The sequence below is a fragment of the Actinocatenispora rupis genome, assembly GCF_016861975.1.
In the GTDB taxonomy this organism is placed as follows: Bacteria; Actinomycetota; Actinomycetes; order Mycobacteriales; family Micromonosporaceae; genus Actinocatenispora; species Actinocatenispora rupis.
Window position 1 is genome coordinate 25,908 of the sequence record NZ_BOMB01000013.1, and the last position, 14,414, is coordinate 40,321.

Sequence of the window (14,414 nt, forward strand, 5' to 3'; positions counted from 1 at the left end):
GATGCCTCGCAGCCTGAAGAAGGGGCCCTTCGTGGACGACCACCTGATGAAGAAGGTGGAAGTCCAGAACGAGAAGGGCACCAAGAACGTCATCAAGACCTGGTCCCGTCGCTCCACGATCACGCCGGAGATGCTCGGGCACACGATCGCCGTGCACAACGGGATGAAGCACATCCCGGTGTTCATCACCGAGGCGATGGTCGGGCACAAGCTCGGCGAGTTCTCGCTGACCCGCACGTTCAAGGGTCACGAGAAGGACGACAGGAAGAGCCGGCGTCGCTGACCCCACCGGGTCGGGCAGACGTACGAATCGATACGAGGAAACGAGCAAGGGGACAGCGATGCCAACTAAGGGCGACGCTATTGCGCCTCCCGGCGCGCGGGCGGTTGCGCGGTACGTGCGCACCTCGCCGATGAAGGCGCGCCGTGTGGTCAACCTCGTTCGCGGCATGTCCGCGAAGGAGGCCCTCACGGTGCTCAAGTTCGCCCCCCAGGCAGCCAGCGAGCCGGTCTACAAGGTGGTTGCCTCCGCGATCGCCAACGCAGAGAACAACGAGCGGCTCGACCCGGATTCGTTGCTCATCAGCGAGGCGTACGTCGACGAGGGGCCGACGCTGCGTCGGTTCCGGCCGCGGGCGCAGGGCCGGGCGTACCGGATCCGGAAGCGGACCTGCCACATCACCGTCGTGGTGGAGAGCGTGCAGGCCGGCCCGACCGGTCGGAAGCGTGGCGGAGCGAAGAAGAACACCGCGAAGCAGGCCGACGAGGCAAACACGGTGAGCACCGAGGCCTCGGAGAAGGAGAGCGCGGAGTAATGGGTCAGAAGGTCCACCCGCACGGGTTCCGGCTCGGTATCAGTACCGAGTGGCGGTCCCGTTGGTACGCGGACAAGCTGTACAAGGACTACGTCGCCGAGGACGTGAAGATCCGGCGGATGATGTCCGGCGGCCTGGAGCGTGCCGGCATCTCCAGCGTGGACATCGAGCGCACCCGTGACCGGGTCCGCGTCGACATCCACACCGCCCGGCCGGGCATCGTGATCGGCCGTAAGGGCGCGGAGGCCGACCGGATCCGCGGCGAGCTGGAGAAGCTGACGAAGAAGCAGATCCAGCTCAACATCCTTGAGGTCAAGAACCCCGAGTCGGACGCCCAGCTCGTCGCGCAGGGCATCGCCGAGCAGCTCGCCAGCCGGGTCGCGTTCCGGCGGGCGATGCGCAAGGCGATCCAGTCCGCGATGCGCAACCCGCTGGTCAAGGGCATCCGGGTGCAGTGCGGCGGCCGCCTCGGCGGCGCCGAGATGTCGCGCTCGGAGTTCTACCGCGAGGGTCGCGTGCCGCTGCACACGCTGCGCGCCAACATCGACTACGGCTTCTTCGAGGCCCGGACCACGTTCGGCCGCATCGGCGTGAAGGTCTGGATCTACAAGGGCGAGGCCGTACCGGGTCGCGAGCAGCCGGAGGTTCCGTCCGGCCGTCCGCGTCGGGAGCGCACGGACCGCCCGCGTCGTACCCGCTCGGGTGCGTCCGGCACGACGTCCGCCGGCACCGAGGCGGGTCGCGCCGCGGCGTCGGAGCGGAAGAAGCCGGCGACCGAGTCCGCCGAGACCGGCCAGGCCGCGAGCCAGCCGGCCGAGACGAGTCAGGAGGGCTGAGCCATGCTGATGCCGCGTAAGCCCCCGAAGGGCTTCCGGAAGCCGCACCACCCCAAGCGGGCTGGTAAGGCCAAGGGCGGCACGCGGGTGGTCTTCGGCGAGTTCGGCATCCAGGCACTGGAGCCGGCGTACGTGACCAACCGGCAGATCGAGGCCGCTCGTATCGCCATGACCCGTCACATCAAGCGTGGTGGCAAGGTCTGGATCACGATCTTCCCGGACCAGGCGCTGACGAAGAAGCCGGCCGAGACCCGGATGGGTTCCGGTAAGGGCTCGCCCGAGTGGTGGGTGGCGAACGTCAAGCCGGGTCGGGTGATGTTCGAGCTGTCGTTCCCGAACGAAGCGGTGGCGCGTGAGGCGCTGACCCGCGCGATCCACAAGCTTCCCATGAAGTGCCGGATCGTGAAGCGCGAAGTGGGTGAGGTCTGATGGCGGCTGGCACGCAGGCCGGTGAGCTGCGCGAGCTGGGCGACGAGGAACTCGCCACCAAGCTCGGCGAGGCCAAGGCGGAGCTGTTCAACCTCCGCGTGCAGGGTGCTACCGGGCAGCTCGACAACAACCGTCGGCTCCAGGTGGTACGCCGGGAGATCGCCCGGATCTACACGATCATGCGTGAGCGCGAGCTCGGCCTCAGCGCTGCGCCGAGCGAGGTTGCGTGATGAGCGAGACGACTGAGCAGACCGACCAGCGGGCCCGTCGCAAGGTACGCGAGGGCCTGGTGGTCAGCGACAAGATGGACAAGACCGTCGTGGTCGCCGTGGAGGACCGGGTCAAGCACCCGCTCTACGGCAAGGTCATGCGGCGGACCAACAAGCTCAAGGCGCACGACGAGCAGAACCAGTGCGGCGTCGGCGACCGGGTGCGTCTGATGGAGACGCGTCCGTTGTCGGCGACCAAGCGGTGGCGGGTCGTCGAGATCCTGGAGAAGGCCAAGTAGACAGGCCCGGTGGGCGACCACTGAGCTTGGAAGAGACGTTCCGCCAGGCTCCGCGCAGCGGAGGACCGGCAGACATCAGGAGTTGACGTGATTCAGCAGGAGTCGCGACTGCGGGTCGCCGACAACACGGGTGCCAGGCAGATTCTGTGCATCCGGGTGCTCGGCGGCTCCGGTCGGCGCTACGCGAGCATCGGCGACGTCATCGTGGCCACCGTCAAGGACGCGATCCCGGGCGCCGGTGTGAAGAAGGGCGACGTGGTCAAGGCCGTCGTCGTCCGTACCGCCAAGGAGAAGCGCCGGCCGGATGGCTCGTACATCCGCTTCGACGAGAACGCCGCCGTCCTCATCCGGGACGGTGGTGACCCGCGCGGTACCCGTATTTTCGGCCCGGTCGGCCGCGAGCTGCGCGACAAGAAGTTCATGAAGATCATCTCGCTCGCCCCGGAGGTGTTGTGACCGTGAAGGTCAAGAAGGGCGACACGGTCCTCGTCATCGCGGGCAAGGACCGGGGCGCGAAGGGCAAGGTCATCGCGGCCTACCCGACCCAGGACCGGGTGCTCGTCGAGGGCGTGAACCGGGTCAAGAAGCACACCAAGATCCAGACGTCCCAGCGCGGCTCCAAGACCGGTGGCATCGTCACCCAGGAGGCGTCGATCCACGTCAGCAACGTGATGGTGGTCGACAGCGACGGGAACCCGACGCGCGTGGGTCGGCGCAAGGACGAGGAGGGCCGCAACGTGCGGATCTCCCGCCGCACCGGTAAGGACCTGTGATGACGACGGCAACTGAGAAGATCGCCCCGCGCCTCAAGGAGCGGTACAAGGCGGAGATCGCCCCGGCGATGACCAAGGAGTTCGCCTACCGGAACGTGATGCTCGTTCCGTCGGTGACGAAGATCGTCGTCAACATGGGCGTCGGCGAGGCTGCGCGGGACGCGAAGCTGATCGACGGTGCGGTGAAGGACCTGGCCGCGATCACCGGTCAGAAGCCTCTGGTACGGCGGGCGAAGAAGTCCATCGCGCAGTTCAAGCTGCGTGAGGGTATGCCGATCGGCGCGAAGGTGACCCTGCGCGGCGACCGGATGTGGGAGTTCCTGGACCGGCTGCTGTCGATCTCGCTCCCGCGTATCCGCGACTTCCGTGGTCTGTCGCCGAAGCAGTTCGACGGCCACGGCAACTACACGTTCGGTCTCACCGAGCAGTCGGTCTTCCACGAGATCGACCAGGACAGGATCGACCGTGTCCGAGGCATGGACATCACCGTCGTGACGTCCGCAACCAACGACGCGGAGGGCCGGCACCTGCTGAAGCTGCTGGGCTTCCCGTTCAAGGAGAACTGATCGAATGGCCAAGAAGGCGCTGATCATCAAGGCGGCGCGGAAGCCGAAGTTCTCCGCGCGTGCGTACACTCGCTGCCAGCGCTGCGGTCGGCCCCGCGCGGTCTACCGCAAGTTCGGGCTCTGCCGGGTGTGCATCCGTGAGATGGCGCACCGCGGCGAGCTTCCCGGTGTGTCCAAGGCGTCCTGGTAGAAGCCGACGCTGGATAGCAACGCCACAGGCCCACACAGGGAACCGGGGCGAGGAAGGCACCACATCACATGACGATGACCGATCCGATCGCAGACATGCTGACCCGTCTGCGCAACGGTAACCAGGCGTACCACGACGAAGTGTCGATGCCGTACTCCAAGATCAAGGCGAACATCGCCGAGGTCCTGAAGCAGGAGGGGTACGTCACCGGCTGGGGAGTCGAGGAACCGGCCGAGGGTACCGTCGGAAAGAAGCTGAAGGTCGAGCTGAAGTTCGGCCAGAACCGGGAGCGCAGCCTCGCCGGTATCCGCCGGGTCTCGAAGCCGGGCCTGCGGGTGTACGCGAAGGCAGACGAGCTGCCCCGGGTGCTCGGTGGCCTGGGCGTCGCGATCATCTCGACGTCGCAGGGGCTGCTGACCGACAGGCAGGCTCGCAAGCGTGGCGTGGGCGGGGAAGTCCTCGCCTACGTCTGGTAAGGGAGTTGCGGAGCCATGTCTCGGATTGGACGTAAGCCGATCCCGGTCCCGGCCGGTGTGGACGTCAACATCGACGGCGCCACCGTGTCGGTCAAGGGGCCGAAGGGCGAGCTGTCGCACACGCTCGCCGAGCCGATCACCGCGAAGATCGAGGACGGCACGCTGTACGTGGAGCGGCCGAACGACGAGCGTCGTTCGCGCGCCCTGCACGGGCTGTCTCGGACCCTCGTGAACAACCTCGTGGTCGGTGTGACCGACGGATACTCCAAGGTTCTGGAGATCCAGGGCACCGGTTACCGCGTGCAGGCGAAGGGTTCGGACCTTGAGTTCGCGCTCGGGTTCTCGCACCCGGTGGTGGTGACCGCGCCGGACGGGATCTCGTTCAGCGTGCAGAAGCCGACCCAGCTCACCGTGTCCGGCATCAACAAGCAGTTGGTGGGCGAGGTCGCGGCGAACATTCGCAAGATCCGGCCGCCGGAGCCGTACAAGGGCAAGGGTGTGCGGTACCAGGGCGAGGTCGTCCGCCGCAAGGCCGGAAAGGCGGGTAAGTAATGGGTGCCAAGCTCATCAACCGCAACGCGGTGAAGGGCGGTGCCGCGGCACGTCGGATCTCCAAGAGCCGGCGGCACTACCGGGTGCGCAAGCACATCAACGGCACCGCGGACCGTCCGCGGCTGGTCGTGACCCGGTCCCTGCGCAACATCTTCGCCCAGGTCGTGGACGACACCAAGGGGCACACCCTGGTGTCGGCGTCGACGCTGGAGGAGACGCTGCGCAGCGCCGAGGGCGACAAGAAGGACCAGGCCCGCAAGGTCGGCGAGCTCATCGCCGCGCGGGCGAAGGACGCGGGCGTGACCCAGGTGGTCTTCGACCGCGGCGGCAACGCCTACCACGGGCGTATCGCCGCGCTGGCCGACGCCGCGCGTTCTGGCGGCTTGGAATTCTGAGGAAAGGTAGCGCCTGATGGCAGGTCCGCAGCGCCGTGGCGGATCCGGCGACAACCGCCGGGATCGCCGGGATGGCGGCCGTGGCGGCGCGGCCGCGGAGAAGACACCGCACCTCGAGCGGCTCGTCAAGATCAACCGCGTCGCCAAGGTAGTCAAGGGTGGTCGCCGGTTCAGCTTCACCGCGCTGGTCGTGGTGGGCGATGGTGACGGCACCGTTGGTGTCGGATATGGGAAGGCCAAGGAGGTGCCCGCGGCGATCGCCAAGGGTGTCGAGGAGGCCAAGAAGCACTTCTTCAAGGTGCCGCGCATCGGCGCGACGATCACCCATCCGGTGATCGGCGAGGACGCTGCGGGCGTGGTCATGCTCAAGCCGGCCTCCGCCGGTACCGGTGTGATCGCCGGTGGCCCGGTGCGTGCCGTACTGGAGTGCGCGGGGATCCACGACGTGCTCTCCAAGAGCCTGGGCTCGTCGAACCCGATCAACATCGTGCACGCCACCGTGGCCGCGCTGAAGGGTCTTGAGTCGCCGGAGCAGGTGGCGGCCCGTCGTGGCCTGCCGCTGGAGGACGTGGCTCCGACCGCGATGCTGCGGACCCGTGCGGGCCTGGCGAGCTGAACGGGAGACATGACATGGCACGCCTGAAGGTCACCCAGGTCCGGTCCGTGATCGGTACGAAGCAGAACCAGCGCGAGACGCTGCGCAGCCTCGGCCTGAAGCGGATTCACGACGTGGTGGTCAAGGAGGACCGTCCGGAGATCCGGGGCATGGTCCGCACCGTGACCCACCTCGTGCAGGTTGAGGAGGTGGAGTAGCGATGGCACTGAAGGTTCATCACCTGCGTCCCGCGCCGGGCGCCAAGACCAGCAAGATCCGGGTCGGCCGCGGTGAGGGCTCGAAGGGCAAGACCGCCGGTCGCGGTACGAAGGGTACGAAGGCCCGGAAGAACGTGCCGGCTGCGTTCGAGGGTGGGCAGATGCCCATCCACATGCGGCTGCCGAAGCTGAAGGGCTTCAAGAGCAGGAACAAGGTCGTCTTCCAGGTCGTGAACCTGGACCGGCTGGCCAGCCTGTTCCCGAACGGTGGCGAGATCGGTCCGGTCGAGCTGGCCGAGGCCGGCGCCGTCCGCGCCGGTGAGCCCGTCAAGGTGCTCGGCTCGGGCGACCTCGGCGGCGTCAAGCTCCAGGTCTCGGCGCACGCGTTCAGCGCGTCGGCCAAGGAGAAGATCGCCGCCGCCGGTGGGTCCACCACCGAGCTGTAGCGATGCAGAAACCGCGCCGTTGTGAGGGCCGATCCGGTTCCCCGCAACGGCGCGGTCTCATGTCGGCACCGTTGTCGCCGCCATGGATACCGTCGTAATCGCCCGTACTGTTAGAGTCGCCCCCGAGCCCCGGCGGGTGCGCCGGGCACTGGGATCGACACGTACCGCCGCGTCGGCGGTCAGTCTGCGCAGGAGGAACAGTTGCTCTCCGCCTTTGTCAGCGCGTTCCGTACGCCTGACCTGCGCAAGAAGATACTGTTCACGATCTTCATCCTGGCCATCTTCCGACTCGGTGCGGCGATACCGAGCCCCGGCGTCTCGTACACCAATGTGCAGAAGTGCATCGACATCGCGAGCAAGAGCAACGCGACGTCGGACGTCTTCACACTGTTGAACCTGTTCTCCGGCGGTGCGCTGTTCCAGTTGAGTGTGTTCGCGCTGGGCATCATGCCCTACATCACCGCGAGCATCATCCTGCAGCTGCTGACCGTCGTGATTCCCCGGCTGGAGCTGCTGCGCAAGGAAGGTCAGTCCGGCCAGGCGAAGATCACGCAGTACACGCGGTACCTGACGCTCGGCCTGGCGGTGCTGCAGGCCTCCGGGTACATCGCGCTCGCGGAGTCCGGCCAGCTGTTCGGCAACCAGTGCACCGACCCGATCATCCCGACGGTCGGCCCGCTGCCGCACTGGCTCACGCTCGTCGTCATCGTGATCACCATGACCGCCGGTACCGGCTGCATCATGTGGCTGGGTGAGCTGGTCACCGACCGCGGTGTCGGCAACGGCATGTCGGTCCTGATCTTCACGAACATCGCGGCCCGGATGCCGTCCGAGGGCTGGACGATCCTGAAGAAGGGCACGCTGACGTTCGCGATCGTGCTCGGCATCGGCATCGTCGTGATCGCCGCGGTCGTGTTCATCGAGCAGGCCCAGCGCCGCGTCCCGGTGCAGTACGCGAAACGTATGATCGGCCGCCGCATGTTCGGCGGCACCTCGACCTACATTCCGTTGAAGGTGAACCAGGCCGGCGTCATCCCGGTCATCTTCGCCTCGTCGCTGCTCTACCTGCCGCAGCTGGTCACCCAGCTCGCCGGCCAGAACAGCACGAACCCGGTGGTCACCTTCATCACCAGGTACATCACCCAGCAGAACAACTGGGTCCACATCCTTCTGTACTTCGCGCTCATCGTCTTCTTCACGTACTTCTACGTCGCGATCACGTTCAACCCGACCGAGGTCGCGGACAACATGAAGAAGTACGGCGGGTTCGTGCCGGGCATCCGGCCCGGGCGGCCGACCGCGGAGTACCTGGACTTCATCCTGAGCCGGATCACCCTGCCGGGCTCGCTGTACCTGGGCATCATCGCGGTGCTGCCGAACCTGTTCATCGGCCTCGCCGGCGGCAACGTGCAGAACTTCCCGTTCGGCGGTACGGCGGTGCTGATCATGGTCGGCGTCGGCCTGGAGACGGTGAAGCAGATCGAATCGCAGCTGATGCAGCGCAACTACGAAGGGTTCCTCCGGTAGTGTCGCCGCGCAGCGGGGGTTCGCGCACAGGAAGTCCGGTGGATCGAGGTGATGGCATGAGCGGGCGCCAACGGGCGAGTCGTCAGCGCAGCGGCCTCGTGTGCCACGCCCGTCCGACGCGAAGCGAGGAACGGGCATGAGGCTGGTGCTGGTGGGTCCGCCGGGGGCGGGCAAGGGAACCCAGGCGGAGTTCATCGCCGCGCACCTGTCTGCGCCGAAGATCTCCACCGGCGACATCCTCCGGGCCAACGTCGCGGACGGCACCGAGCTGGGCCGCGAGGCCAAGGGGTACATGGACGCCGGCGAGCTGGTCCCCGACCAGGTCGTCATCAACATGGTGCGGGGCCGCCTGGCGGAGCCCGACGCCGAGGACGGCTTCCTGCTCGACGGATTCCCGCGTACGGTGCCGCAGGCGCAGGAGCTCGACAAGATGCTCGCGGACCTCGGCACCGGTCTCGACCTCGTTCTCGAACTCGTGGTCGAGGAGGAGGAGGTCATCCGGCGGCTGTCCGGCCGGCGTACCTGTCGGGGCTGCGGGAAGATCTGGCACGTCGAGTTCGATCCGCCGGCCAGGTCCGGGGCGTGCGACCGGTGCGGCGGCGAGCTGTTCCAGCGCGACGACGACAAGCCGGAGACCATCGCCGAGCGCCTCCGGGTGTACGCGCGCGACACCCAGCCCCTCGTGGCGTACTACGCCGCCCAGGGCAAGCTGGTCGGCTTGGACGCGGTCGGCCCGGTCGAGGACGTGACCCAGCGGGCGTACGACGCGCTCCGGTCGTACGGCGGTTAGGACCCACTTGTTCGCCAAGCAACGCATCCAGCTCAAGACGCCCGAGCAGTTCGCGCTCATGCGCGAGGCCGGCCTCCTGGTCGCCGACACCCTGGCGAAGCTGCGCGCCGCGGTCGCGCCGGGTGTCTCGACCAAGGATCTCGACGAGCTGGCCGAGTCGAACATCCGGGCCGCCGGCGGCACCCCCAACTTCAAGGGGTACTACGGCTATCCGGCGACGATCTGCGCGTCGGTGAACGACCAGGTCGTGCACGCGATCCCGAGCGCGGACCAGGTCCTTGCCGAGGGCGACATCATCTCGATCGACTGCGGCGCCATCATCGAGGGCTGGCACGGCGATTCGGCGATCACCGTCCCGGTCGGGGAGGTCGACCCGGCGCTGACCCGGATGATCGACGTCGCCGAGGACGCCATGTGGGCGGGCATCGCCGCCGCGGGCACCGGCCGTCGCCTCACCGACATCTCGTACGCGATCGAGCAGGTCGTCCGCGCCGGCGGACAGTACGGGATCGTCGAGGGGTACGGCGGGCACGGCATCGGTACGGAGATGCACCAGGACCCGCACATCCTGAACTACGGACGTCCGGGCAAGGGCCCGAAGCTGGTGACCGGCATGGCGCTGGCGATCGAGCCGATGATCACGATGGGCCGCGCCGACGTCGTGGAGCTGGACGACCAGTGGACGGTCGTCACGGCCGACCATTCGCTCGCCGCGCACGTCGAACATTCGGTCGCGCTGTGCTCCGACGGCCTCTGGGTACTCACGGCGCCGGACGGCGGCCGCTCCCGTCTCGGCGACCTCGCGTCGGCGCTCGCCACCCCCGCCCTCTGAGCCATTTCCGCGGCAACCGCTTTCCCGCGCATCCCGCCGTACCATGGAGTCGGGTACCTCTGCTGCACGGGGAGGGGGGCGGCCGTGGACCGGCAGGACATGCGGGTGTCGGACGCCGAGCGCCAGGAGGTCGTCGACCAACTGGGCACGGCGCTTGGCGAAGGCCGCCTCGACGTGGAGGAGTACGACGAGCGCGTGCAGTCCGCGTACCAGGCGAAGACGTACCGGGATCTGGTGCCGTTGACGGCGGATCTGCCGGGGCTGCCGGTGCCGGCGCCGCTGGGTGAGAAACGCGCCGCACTCGCCCGTGCGCGCGGGGGCGAGCCGCCGAGCCGTGCGATCGCGGTGCTTTCGGTGGTCTTCGTGTTCATCGGGCTGAGTGTCCTGATGTCGGTCGCCACCGGTGGCGTGTTGATCCCGTTCTGGCCGCTGTTCATCTTCGGCTTCTGGGGCCTGGCCCGTTCCGGACGGTACGGGCGCCGCTGACGGCCCGGTTTGGCAAGCGTGATCGGGCCGCGTAAGATACATCCTTGGCGCACAGCGCCCGTCCTGTCGTGTCTTCAATCGGACCTGCCGCGGACACCCTCTGCTGAGGTGGCCCTCCGGCGTCCGTGAGCGCGCGGGACCGCGGCTGAGGCACTGTACGTCGACCATAGGACCCGACTCGTCAGGGTAAGCGGAGGACATGCCGAAGAAGGACGGCGCCATCGAGATCGAGGGCCGTGTTGTGGAGCCCCTGCCGAACGCGATGTTCCGCGTGGAGCTCTCCAATGGCCATCGAGTGTTGGCACACATCAGCGGCAAGATGCGGCAGCACTACATCCGTATTTTGCCGGAGGACCGGGTAGTCGTGGAGCTCTCTCCCTACGACCTGACCCGGGGACGCATCGTCTACCGCTACAAGTGAGTCCCTCGGGACTCTCTTCGGGTGGTGGGACCACCGGGCTGCCGTACGGCGGTCCGGTCCTTTGCCGCTCGCCTGACACGGGCCCGCCGTGTCCGTGATCGAAAGAGTACTTCCGTCGTGCGCGGGGGTGCTCCCCATTGAAGGACGCTTAGAACCGTGAAGGTAAAGCCGAGCGTTAAGAAGATCTGCAACAAGTGCCGGGTGATCCGCCGTCACGGCCGGGTCATGATCATCTGCTCTGACCCGCGGCACAAGCAGCGCCAGGGCTGAGCCCAGCGCTGCGCGGATCGCACTGACGCTTCACCACCAGGAAGGCCCGTCCACGGTCGTACCCTCGGCCCGGAGGCTGGGGCCCCGCTCATTGGGCGCGCGGGGACGGACGGGCGCAGACCTCCGGATGGACACGAGGAGTACGCCCAGTAATGGCACGTCTGGTCGGCGTCGATCTTCCCCGCGAAAAGCGGCTGGAGATCGCGCTCACGTACATCTACGGGGTCGGTCGGACCCGGGCGATCGAAACGCTCGACAAGACCGGCATCAGCCCCGACAAGCGCGTCCGTGACCTCACCGACGAGGAGCTGGTTCAGCTCCGCGACTGGATCGAGGCCAGCTACCAGGTAGAGGGTGACCTTCGCCGCGAGGTCGCCTCGGACATCCGGCGCAAGATCGAGATCGGTTGCTACCAGGGCATCCGGCACCGTCGCGGCCTGCCCGTACGCGGGCAGCGGACCCGTACCAACGCGCGTTCCCGCAAGGGCCCGAAGCGCACCGTTGCCGGCAAGAAGAAGCCGGGCAAGAAGTAGTAACCGCTGACGATCTCGACAGGAGAGACATACAGGTATGCCGCCCAAGGCGCGTGCCGGTGCCAAGAAGGTCCGGCGTAAGGAAAAGAAGAACGTGGCCCACGGCCACGCCCACATCAAGAGCACGTTCAACAACACGATCGTGTCGATCACCGACCCGACCGGTGCGGTGATCTCGTGGGCGTCGTCCGGCCAGGTGGGTTACAAAGGCTCCCGCAAGTCGACGCCGTTCGCGGCGCAGCTGGCCGCTGAGGCGGCGGCGCGTCGTGCGATGGAGCACGGCATGCGCAAGGTCGACGTGTTCGTCAAGGGCCCCGGTTCCGGCCGGGAGACCGCGATCCGGTCGCTGCAGGCGGCCGGCCTCGAGGTCGGGTCGATCCAGGACGTCACGCCGCAGCCGCACAACGGATGCCGGCCGCCGAAGCGCCGTCGGGTCTGAGGGGGAGCAGGAGAATCATGGCTCGTTACACAGGTCCTGACTGCCGCCGCTGCCGGCGCGAGAAGATGAAGCTGTACCTCAAGGGCAGCAAGTGCGAGGGCCCGAAGTGCCCGCTGGAGTCGCGTCCCTACCCGCCCGGCCAGCACGGCCGCGGTCGGCTCAAGGAGACCGAGTACCTGCTGCAGCTTCGTGAGAAGCAGAAGGCCCGCCGGGTGTACGGCGTGCTGGAGAAGCAGTTCGTGCGGTACTACGAGGAAGCGAACCGGCAGAAGGGCAAGACCGGTGAGGCCCTGCTCCAGCTGCTGGAGATGCGCCTCGACAACGTGGTCTACCGCGCCGGGTACGCCAAGTCCCGGGACATGGCCCGTCAGCTCATCCGGCACGGCCACTTCGTGGTGAACGGCCGCAAGGTCGACATCCCGTCGTACCAGGTGACCGAGCACGACATCGTCGAGGTCCGGGAGAAGTCCCGCGAGCTCACGCCGTTCGTGGTCGCCAAGGCCGAGGCCGGCGAGAAGACGGTGCCGGCGTGGCTTGAGGCCATCCCCGGCCCGATGAAGATCCTGATCCACTCGGCCCCGGCCCGGCAGGTCATCGACACGCCGGTGCAGGAGCAGCTCATCGTCGAGTACTACTCGAAGTAACACCTGCGGTCCCCGGGGCAGCCCGCTCCGGGGACCGGAAGCATGTTGTGGCGTCATATGGCGGGCGCCCGACCAGATGGAGGAAACACCGTGCTCATCACCCAGCGGCCGTCGCTGTCCGAGGAGTCGATTGCCGAGAACCGTTCGCGGTTCACGATCGAGCCCCTGGAGCCGGGCTTCGGGTACACGCTCGGCAACTCGCTGCGGCGTACCCTGCTCAGCTCCATTCCCGGCGCGGCCGTCACGAGCATCAAGATCGACGGCGTGCTGCACGAGTTCACGACGATTCCCGGTGTCAAGGAGGACGTCGTCGACCTCGTGCTGAACATCAAGGAGCTGACCGTCAGCTCCGAGCACGACGAGCCGGTCACCATGTACCTGCGGAAGCAGGGCCCCGGCCCGGTGACCGCGGGTGACATCCAGCCGCCGGCGGGCGTCGAGGTGCACAACCCCGACCTGCACCTGGCCACCCTGAACGACAAGGGTCGGCTGGACATGGAGCTGGTCGTCGAGCGTGGACGTGGCTACGTCACGGCCGCGCAGAACAAGCAGCAGGGCCAGGAGATCGGCCGGATCCCGGTCGACTCGATCTACTCGCCGGTGCTGAAGGTCAGCTACCGCGTCGAGGCGACCCGTGTCGAGCAGCGCACCGACTTCGACAAGCTGGTACTCGACGTCGAGACGAAGAACTCGATCTCGCCGCGTACCGCGCTGGCGTCCGCCGGTTCGACCCTGGTCGAGCTGTTCGGGCTGGCCCGCGAGCTGGACGAGGCGGCCGAGGGCATCGACATCGGCCCGTCGCCGCAGGACGCGCAGCTCGCCGCCGACCTGGCGCTGCCGATCGAGGAGCTGGACCTGACCGTCCGGTCGTACAACTGCCTCAAGCGCGAGGGCATCAACAGCGTTGGTGAGCTGCTGTCGCGTACCGAGGCGGACCTGCTCGACATCCGGAACTTCGGTCAGAAGTCCATCGACGAGGTCAAGATGAAGCTGGCCGGTATGGGGCTGGGCCTGAAGGACCAGGCTCCCGGGTTCGACCCTGCCAGTGTCGCGGAGAGCTTCGCCGAGCCCGACTACGACGGCAACGACTTCCGCGAGACCGAGCAGCTCTAAGCTGTAGTACCGCAGGTGAGGGGCGCCCCCGAGCCGCACTGGAATAGAGGAGCCTTCGAAAATGCCCAAGCCGACCAGGGGTGCCCGTCTGGGTGGCAGCCCGGCCCACGAGCGGTTGATGCTGGCGAACCTGGCGACGTCGCTGTTCAAGCACGGCAAGATCACGACCACCGAGGCGAAGGCGAAGCGGGTCCGCCCGCTGGCCGAGCGTATGGTCACCTTCGCCAAGCGCGGTGACCTGCACGCCCGCCGTCAGGTGGCCACCGTGGTCCGGGACAAGGACGTGGCGTACCAGCTGTTCGCAGAGATCGCGCCGCGGTTCACCAACCGGCCCGGCGGCTACACCCGGATCGTGAAGGTCGGCCCGCGCAAGGGCGACAACGCGCCGATGGCCGTCATCGAGCTGGTCGAGGAGCTGGCCGAGGCGCCGGCGCCGAAGCGGTCGGCCCGTCCGGCCGCCGCCAAGACGGAGACCGCCGCCGCGCTGGCCCCGGAGGAGCCCGCGGCCGAGGCCGCCGTCGAGGACACCGACGCGGACGAGAGCAAGTCCGAGTAGGTTC

27 protein-coding genes are annotated in these 14,414 nt (G+C 67.6%); all 27 read left to right on the top strand.

Annotated features, from left to right (window positions below):
* Nucleotide 1: 1 nt before the first annotated feature.
* The 27 genes from rpsS (at nucleotide 2) to rplQ (ending at nucleotide 14,410) form a co-directional block, all read left to right on the top strand.
* Nucleotides 2–283, top strand: coding sequence for a 30S ribosomal protein S19 (rpsS, locus tag Aru02nite_RS12280; RefSeq protein ID WP_203657601.1), 282 nt, complete (start codon nucleotides 2–4; stop codon nucleotides 281–283).
* Nucleotides 284–341: 58 nt separating this feature from the next.
* Nucleotides 342–815 (top strand): 50S ribosomal protein L22, encoded by a 474-nt coding sequence (gene rplV, locus Aru02nite_RS12285; RefSeq protein ID WP_203657602.1) that lies wholly within the window; start codon nucleotides 342–344, stop codon nucleotides 813–815.
* The gene (gene rpsC / locus Aru02nite_RS12290) at nucleotides 815–1,651 is read left to right on the top strand and encodes a 30S ribosomal protein S3 (RefSeq protein WP_203657603.1); all 837 of its coding nucleotides are present in this window, start codon (nucleotides 815–817) and stop codon (nucleotides 1,649–1,651) included. Before rplV ends, rpsC begins: the two co-directional genes overlap by 1 nt.
* Nucleotides 1,652–1,654: 3 nt before the next feature.
* The gene (gene rplP, locus Aru02nite_RS12295; RefSeq protein WP_203657604.1) at nucleotides 1,655–2,080 is read left to right on the top strand and encodes a 50S ribosomal protein L16; all 426 of its coding nucleotides are present in this window, start codon (nucleotides 1,655–1,657) and stop codon (nucleotides 2,078–2,080) included.
* Nucleotides 2,080–2,310 carry a 50S ribosomal protein L29 gene (gene rpmC / locus Aru02nite_RS12300; RefSeq protein WP_203657605.1) on the top strand — a complete coding sequence of 77 codons (231 nt, stop codon included), beginning with the start codon at nucleotides 2,080–2,082 and terminating at the stop codon, nucleotides 2,308–2,310. Before rplP ends, rpmC begins: the two co-directional genes overlap by 1 nt.
* Entirely contained in the window at nucleotides 2,310–2,588 is a 279-nt protein-coding gene (gene rpsQ / locus Aru02nite_RS12305; RefSeq protein WP_203657606.1) for a 30S ribosomal protein S17, read from the top strand. Before rpmC ends, rpsQ begins: the two co-directional genes overlap by 1 nt.
* Before the next feature lie 87 nt (nucleotides 2,589–2,675).
* Nucleotides 2,676–3,044: a 50S ribosomal protein L14 gene (gene rplN / locus Aru02nite_RS12310; RefSeq protein ID WP_030446770.1), complete on the top strand. Its 369-nt coding sequence runs from the start codon at nucleotides 2,676–2,678 to the stop codon at nucleotides 3,042–3,044.
* Nucleotides 3,041–3,361, top strand: a complete 321-nt coding sequence (gene rplX / locus Aru02nite_RS12315) for a 50S ribosomal protein L24 (protein WP_203657607.1) — start codon at nucleotides 3,041–3,043, stop codon at nucleotides 3,359–3,361. The genes rplN and rplX overlap by 4 nt, the downstream gene beginning before the upstream one ends.
* Nucleotides 3,361–3,927, top strand: a complete 567-nt coding sequence (gene rplE / locus Aru02nite_RS12320; RefSeq protein WP_203657608.1) for a 50S ribosomal protein L5 — start codon at nucleotides 3,361–3,363, stop codon at nucleotides 3,925–3,927. Before rplX ends, rplE begins: the two co-directional genes overlap by 1 nt.
* A gap of 4 nt (nucleotides 3,928–3,931) precedes the next feature.
* The gene (locus tag Aru02nite_RS12325) at nucleotides 3,932–4,117 is read left to right on the top strand and encodes a type Z 30S ribosomal protein S14 (protein ID WP_203657609.1); all 186 of its coding nucleotides are present in this window, start codon (nucleotides 3,932–3,934) and stop codon (nucleotides 4,115–4,117) included.
* Nucleotides 4,118–4,185: 68 nt separating this feature from the next.
* The gene (rpsH, locus tag Aru02nite_RS12330) at nucleotides 4,186–4,593 is read left to right on the top strand and encodes a 30S ribosomal protein S8 (protein WP_203657610.1); all 408 of its coding nucleotides are present in this window, start codon (nucleotides 4,186–4,188) and stop codon (nucleotides 4,591–4,593) included.
* Between the two features lie 15 nt (nucleotides 4,594–4,608).
* A complete protein-coding gene (gene rplF, locus Aru02nite_RS12335) occupies nucleotides 4,609–5,145 on the top strand; it encodes a 50S ribosomal protein L6 (RefSeq protein ID WP_203657611.1) in 537 nt (178 codons plus the stop codon).
* Entirely contained in the window at nucleotides 5,145–5,540 is a 396-nt protein-coding gene (gene rplR / locus Aru02nite_RS12340) for a 50S ribosomal protein L18 (protein WP_203657612.1), read from the top strand. The genes rplF and rplR overlap by 1 nt, the downstream gene beginning before the upstream one ends.
* 16 nt (nucleotides 5,541–5,556) lie before the next feature.
* On the top strand, nucleotides 5,557–6,156 hold the full coding sequence (gene rpsE, locus Aru02nite_RS12345; protein WP_203657613.1) for a 30S ribosomal protein S5: 600 nt from the start codon (nucleotides 5,557–5,559) through the stop codon (nucleotides 6,154–6,156).
* Between the two features lie 14 nt (nucleotides 6,157–6,170).
* On the top strand, nucleotides 6,171–6,353 hold the full coding sequence (rpmD, locus tag Aru02nite_RS12350) for a 50S ribosomal protein L30 (protein WP_203657614.1): 183 nt from the start codon (nucleotides 6,171–6,173) through the stop codon (nucleotides 6,351–6,353).
* A 2-nt stretch (nucleotides 6,354–6,355) separates the two neighbouring features.
* Entirely contained in the window at nucleotides 6,356–6,799 is a 444-nt protein-coding gene (gene rplO, locus Aru02nite_RS12355) for a 50S ribosomal protein L15 (RefSeq protein WP_203657615.1), read from the top strand.
* A gap of 201 nt (nucleotides 6,800–7,000) precedes the next feature.
* Nucleotides 7,001–8,326 (top strand): preprotein translocase subunit SecY, encoded by a 1,326-nt coding sequence (secY, locus tag Aru02nite_RS12360; RefSeq protein ID WP_203657616.1) that lies wholly within the window; start codon nucleotides 7,001–7,003, stop codon nucleotides 8,324–8,326.
* Between the two features lie 136 nt (nucleotides 8,327–8,462).
* The gene (locus Aru02nite_RS12365) at nucleotides 8,463–9,116 is read left to right on the top strand and encodes an adenylate kinase (RefSeq protein ID WP_203657617.1); all 654 of its coding nucleotides are present in this window, start codon (nucleotides 8,463–8,465) and stop codon (nucleotides 9,114–9,116) included.
* 7 nt (nucleotides 9,117–9,123) lie between these two features.
* Nucleotides 9,124–9,948 (top strand): type I methionyl aminopeptidase, encoded by an 825-nt coding sequence (gene map / locus Aru02nite_RS12370; protein ID WP_275408621.1) that lies wholly within the window; start codon nucleotides 9,124–9,126, stop codon nucleotides 9,946–9,948.
* Between the two features lie 84 nt (nucleotides 9,949–10,032).
* Nucleotides 10,033–10,434 carry a DUF1707 SHOCT-like domain-containing protein gene (locus Aru02nite_RS12375; RefSeq protein WP_239076633.1) on the top strand — a complete coding sequence of 134 codons (402 nt, stop codon included), beginning with the start codon at nucleotides 10,033–10,035 and terminating at the stop codon, nucleotides 10,432–10,434.
* Between the two features lie 199 nt (nucleotides 10,435–10,633).
* Nucleotides 10,634–10,855, top strand: coding sequence for a translation initiation factor IF-1 (infA, locus tag Aru02nite_RS12380; protein WP_203657618.1), 222 nt, complete (start codon nucleotides 10,634–10,636; stop codon nucleotides 10,853–10,855).
* 156 nt (nucleotides 10,856–11,011) lie between these two features.
* Entirely contained in the window at nucleotides 11,012–11,125 is a 114-nt protein-coding gene (rpmJ, locus tag Aru02nite_RS12385; RefSeq protein ID WP_203657619.1) for a 50S ribosomal protein L36, read from the top strand.
* A gap of 152 nt (nucleotides 11,126–11,277) precedes the next feature.
* Nucleotides 11,278–11,658, top strand: coding sequence for a 30S ribosomal protein S13 (rpsM, locus tag Aru02nite_RS12390; RefSeq protein WP_203657620.1), 381 nt, complete (start codon nucleotides 11,278–11,280; stop codon nucleotides 11,656–11,658).
* Nucleotides 11,659–11,695: 37 nt separating this feature from the next.
* Nucleotides 11,696–12,097 (top strand): 30S ribosomal protein S11, encoded by a 402-nt coding sequence (gene rpsK, locus Aru02nite_RS12395; RefSeq protein WP_203657621.1) that lies wholly within the window; start codon nucleotides 11,696–11,698, stop codon nucleotides 12,095–12,097.
* Nucleotides 12,098–12,114: 17 nt separating this feature from the next.
* Complete coding sequence (gene rpsD, locus Aru02nite_RS12400) at nucleotides 12,115–12,741, top strand: 30S ribosomal protein S4 (protein WP_203657622.1); 627 nt, start codon at nucleotides 12,115–12,117, stop codon at nucleotides 12,739–12,741.
* A gap of 90 nt (nucleotides 12,742–12,831) precedes the next feature.
* A complete protein-coding gene (locus tag Aru02nite_RS12405) occupies nucleotides 12,832–13,854 on the top strand; it encodes a DNA-directed RNA polymerase subunit alpha (RefSeq protein WP_203657623.1) in 1,023 nt (340 codons plus the stop codon).
* Between the two features lie 61 nt (nucleotides 13,855–13,915).
* Entirely contained in the window at nucleotides 13,916–14,410 is a 495-nt protein-coding gene (gene rplQ, locus Aru02nite_RS12410; RefSeq protein WP_203657624.1) for a 50S ribosomal protein L17, read from the top strand.
* Nucleotides 14,411–14,414 lie beyond the last annotated feature (4 nt).

Excerpts from the sequence above, each read along its gene's own strand:
- rpsS (WP_203657601.1), top strand. The coding sequence starts at position 2 with ATGCCTCGCAGCCTGAAGAAGGGGCCCTTCGTGGACGACCACCTGATG.
- rplV (WP_203657602.1), top strand. The coding sequence starts at position 342 with ATGCCAACTAAGGGCGACGCTATTGCGCCTCCCGGCGCGCGGGCGGTT.
- rpsC (WP_203657603.1), top strand. The coding sequence starts at position 815 with ATGGGTCAGAAGGTCCACCCGCACGGGTTCCGGCTCGGTATCAGTACC.
- rplP (WP_203657604.1), top strand. The coding sequence starts at position 1,655 with ATGCTGATGCCGCGTAAGCCCCCGAAGGGCTTCCGGAAGCCGCACCAC.
- rpmC (WP_203657605.1), top strand. The coding sequence starts at position 2,080 with ATGGCGGCTGGCACGCAGGCCGGTGAGCTGCGCGAGCTGGGCGACGAG.
- rpsQ (WP_203657606.1), top strand. The coding sequence starts at position 2,310 with ATGAGCGAGACGACTGAGCAGACCGACCAGCGGGCCCGTCGCAAGGTA.
- rplE (WP_203657608.1), top strand. The coding sequence starts at position 3,361 with ATGACGACGGCAACTGAGAAGATCGCCCCGCGCCTCAAGGAGCGGTAC.
- Aru02nite_RS12325 (WP_203657609.1), top strand. The coding sequence starts at position 3,932 with ATGGCCAAGAAGGCGCTGATCATCAAGGCGGCGCGGAAGCCGAAGTTC.
- rpsH (WP_203657610.1), top strand. The coding sequence starts at position 4,186 with ATGACGATGACCGATCCGATCGCAGACATGCTGACCCGTCTGCGCAAC.
- rplF (WP_203657611.1), top strand. The coding sequence starts at position 4,609 with ATGTCTCGGATTGGACGTAAGCCGATCCCGGTCCCGGCCGGTGTGGAC.
- rplR (WP_203657612.1), top strand. The coding sequence starts at position 5,145 with ATGGGTGCCAAGCTCATCAACCGCAACGCGGTGAAGGGCGGTGCCGCG.
- rpsE (WP_203657613.1), top strand. The coding sequence starts at position 5,557 with ATGGCAGGTCCGCAGCGCCGTGGCGGATCCGGCGACAACCGCCGGGAT.
- rpmD (WP_203657614.1), top strand. The coding sequence starts at position 6,171 with ATGGCACGCCTGAAGGTCACCCAGGTCCGGTCCGTGATCGGTACGAAG.
- rplO (WP_203657615.1), top strand. The coding sequence starts at position 6,356 with ATGGCACTGAAGGTTCATCACCTGCGTCCCGCGCCGGGCGCCAAGACC.
- Aru02nite_RS12365 (WP_203657617.1), top strand. The coding sequence starts at position 8,463 with ATGAGGCTGGTGCTGGTGGGTCCGCCGGGGGCGGGCAAGGGAACCCAG.
- infA (WP_203657618.1), top strand. The coding sequence starts at position 10,634 with ATGCCGAAGAAGGACGGCGCCATCGAGATCGAGGGCCGTGTTGTGGAG.
- rpsM (WP_203657620.1), top strand. The coding sequence starts at position 11,278 with ATGGCACGTCTGGTCGGCGTCGATCTTCCCCGCGAAAAGCGGCTGGAG.
- rpsK (WP_203657621.1), top strand. The coding sequence starts at position 11,696 with ATGCCGCCCAAGGCGCGTGCCGGTGCCAAGAAGGTCCGGCGTAAGGAA.
- rpsD (WP_203657622.1), top strand. The coding sequence starts at position 12,115 with ATGGCTCGTTACACAGGTCCTGACTGCCGCCGCTGCCGGCGCGAGAAG.
- rplQ (WP_203657624.1), top strand. The coding sequence starts at position 13,916 with ATGCCCAAGCCGACCAGGGGTGCCCGTCTGGGTGGCAGCCCGGCCCAC.